Raw genomic sequence first — 2,314 nt, 5'->3', positions numbered from 1 at the left:
CTCATGTACCAGGCGGCGCCGAACAGCCACGCCACGATTGCGGCAGCGACCACCGCCAGCCAGTTCACTGCTGAAAAATCCATGAGCTCCCCCCTCTGATTTGGATATGATGGAACGCCTGTTCGGCGATCGCGTCAAGCGAACCGCCAGACGGTCGTGCGCTTGACCAGCGCATCCTCCAGCGCCCGCGTGACGGCCACTTCATAGACCGCAAGCGGCTCCAGCCCTGTCTTCGGCAGATACGACCGGCCGGGATCGCCGACAAGGATTTCGGCGCCGCGCGCCTTCAGCGTTGCGAACCATGGCACCAGCCGGTCAGCGAAAGATTTGTCATAGAAAACATCACCGGCCAGGACCACGTCCCAACCTGCATCGGTGCCGATGCAATCCGTGCCGAGGAATTCGGTCCCGATACCGTTGATCTCGCTGTTGAGCCGGATCGCGGTGGCGCAGAACGGGTCGATGTCGGAGGCGATCACCTTGGCGGCACCGGCCTTGGCGGCGGCGATGGCGACAAGGCCGGAGCCGGAAGCAAAGTCGAGCACGTGCTTGCCACGCACCGTGCCGGAATTGTCCAGGACATAGCGGGCAAGGCCCTGGCCGCCGGCCCAGGCAAAGGCCCAGAAGGGCGGCGGCAGGCCGATTTCGACCAGCTCTTCCTCGGTCCGCTGCCACAGATCATGCGCTTCGTCGGCAAGATGAAGCAGGATCTCCGGCACGTGCGGCGGCGCCATCAGCGCCGTGTTGTCGAGAATGAACTGTTTGGCGCTGTTGGGCGTGAGCGCCGTCACGGAACCGGCGTCAAGCCGCCCATGCGGCAGACTTCCTTCCATTCGGCCGGCGTCACCGGCTGCACGGAAAGCCGTCCGAGCCGCACCAGCGCCATGTCGGCAAGCCTCGGATTGGCCTTCACCTGTTCCAGCGTCGGCGGGTTCGGTACATCCCTTACGGCGCGGATGTCGACGCATTCCCAGCGCGGATCGTCCGACGTGGTGTCGGGATGGGCAAGCGCGCAGACTTCAGCGATGCCGACGATGTTCAGCCCCTCGTTGGAGTGGTAGAAGAAGCCGAGATCGCCGATCTGCATCGCCTTCATGTTGTTGCGCGCCGCGTAGTTGCGCACGCCGTCCCATTGCGTGCCGGCCTTGCCCTTGGCCTTCAGCATCTCGAAGGAGAACTTGAATGGCTCGGATTTGAACAGCCAGTAGTTCATGTCTTTCTCCTCCTTGGAGTCGCGCTGGCGACCGGGATTAACTAGCCGCCGGCTTGTTGAACGTCCAGTTCCACGGGCGGATTTCGACGCTTTCGAACAGCCCGGCCTTGGCGTAGGGGTCGGCGGCCGACAGAGCCTGCGCCCCTGCCAGGTCGGGCGCTTCGACGACCACGAGGCTGCCATTGGACCTGCCTTCAGTGTCAAGGAACGGACCGGCGAATGCCAGCTTCTTGTCGCCGTTCAACCCCTCGAGAAAGGCAACATGCTCGGGCCGCGTGTCGAGGCGCACCTGCAGGCTTCCGGGCTTGTCCTTGCAAATCACAGCAAACAGCATTTTTTCTCCTGATCGTTCAAAGTCGTGGGGATCAATCGTTGGTTTCGGTCTTCAGCGGCCGGGTCATCAACGCCGTCACGGCCTGCCGGACGGTGATGGTGCCATCCAGTATGGCGGCGACGGCGGCAATGATCGGCGCGTCGATGTTGCGCTCGGTCGCAATGCGGGCTGCGATCGCCGCCGTCGGCACGCCTTCTGCCAGCGGCAATCCGGCAAGTGGCTTGCCTTGCCCGAGCGCCAACCCATAGGCGAAATTGCGCGACTGGGTGGACGAGCAGGTCAGCAGCAGGTCGCCAAGGCCGGAAAGCCCCATCAGCGTTTCGGGCCTGGCGCCGAAGGCAGCGCCGATGCGGCGCAATTCGACAAAGCCGCGCGTCACCATGGCGGCCTGGGCGCTGGCGCCGAGACCCGCCCCAGTGACGGCACCTGCGGCAATGGCAAAGACGTTCTTCAAGGCGCCGCCGATCTCGACGCCGATCAGGTCGTCGTTCGAATAGCAGCGCAGATTTTCGGCGGAAAAGCGGGCGGCGAGATCGGCGGCCAATGCCTCGTCGCGGGCGGCGACCACAACGGCCGTCGGCAGGCCGCGGGCGACGTCGGTGGCGAAGCTCGGGCCCGACAAAACGGCAACCGGATTGAGCGGCAGGATTTCTTCGACAATCGCCGATAGCAACGCGCCAGTCTCGCTTTCGATGCCCTTGGCACACAGAACCAGCGGGATACCGGCCGGCATATGGTCCTTCGCGGCCGCCAGCGTCGCCCGCAGC

The 2,314-nt window shown here is 64.5% G+C and carries 4 protein-coding genes; all 4 read right to left on the bottom strand.

The window, feature by feature from the left end; translation table 11 throughout:
- Window positions 1-134 precede the first annotated feature (134 nt).
- On the bottom strand, window positions 135-833 hold the full coding sequence (locus tag EN969_RS27320) for a methyltransferase (protein ID WP_174299057.1): 699 nt from the start codon (window positions 831-833) through the stop codon (window positions 135-137).
- Complete coding sequence (locus EN969_RS27315) at window positions 788-1,213, bottom strand: EVE domain-containing protein (RefSeq protein WP_063169521.1); 426 nt, start codon at window positions 1,211-1,213, stop codon at window positions 788-790. Before EN969_RS27315 ends, EN969_RS27320 begins: the two co-directional genes overlap by 46 nt.
- A gap of 37 nt (window positions 1,214-1,250) precedes the next feature.
- A complete protein-coding gene (locus tag EN969_RS27310; protein ID WP_063169520.1) occupies window positions 1,251-1,547 on the bottom strand; it encodes a YciI-like protein in 297 nt (98 codons plus the stop codon).
- Window positions 1,548-1,578: 31 nt separating this feature from the next.
- Window positions 1,579-2,314: NAD(P)H-dependent glycerol-3-phosphate dehydrogenase (locus EN969_RS27305; protein WP_127419554.1), on the bottom strand; the 736-nt coding region annotated here is incomplete at its 5' end.

Origin of the sequence: Mesorhizobium sp. M7A.F.Ca.CA.003.01.2.1 (assembly GCF_003998945.1) — a bacterium.
Classification (GTDB): domain Bacteria; phylum Pseudomonadota; class Alphaproteobacteria; order Rhizobiales; family Rhizobiaceae; genus Mesorhizobium; species Mesorhizobium ciceri.
Note: the sequence above shows the minus strand (reverse complement) of the source record. Positions and strands in the feature narration are given on the sequence as shown.

What these genes read in the sequence shown, in the direction of transcription:
- EN969_RS27320 (WP_174299057.1), bottom strand. Translation starts at nt 833, where the DNA reads ATGGAAGGAAGTCTGCCGCATGGGCGGCTTGACGCCGGTTCCGTGACG.
- EN969_RS27310 (WP_063169520.1), bottom strand. Translation starts at nt 1,547, where the DNA reads ATGCTGTTTGCTGTGATTTGCAAGGACAAGCCCGGAAGCCTGCAGGTG.
- EN969_RS27315 (WP_063169521.1), bottom strand. Translation starts at nt 1,213, where the DNA reads ATGAACTACTGGCTGTTCAAATCCGAGCCATTCAAGTTCTCCTTCGAG.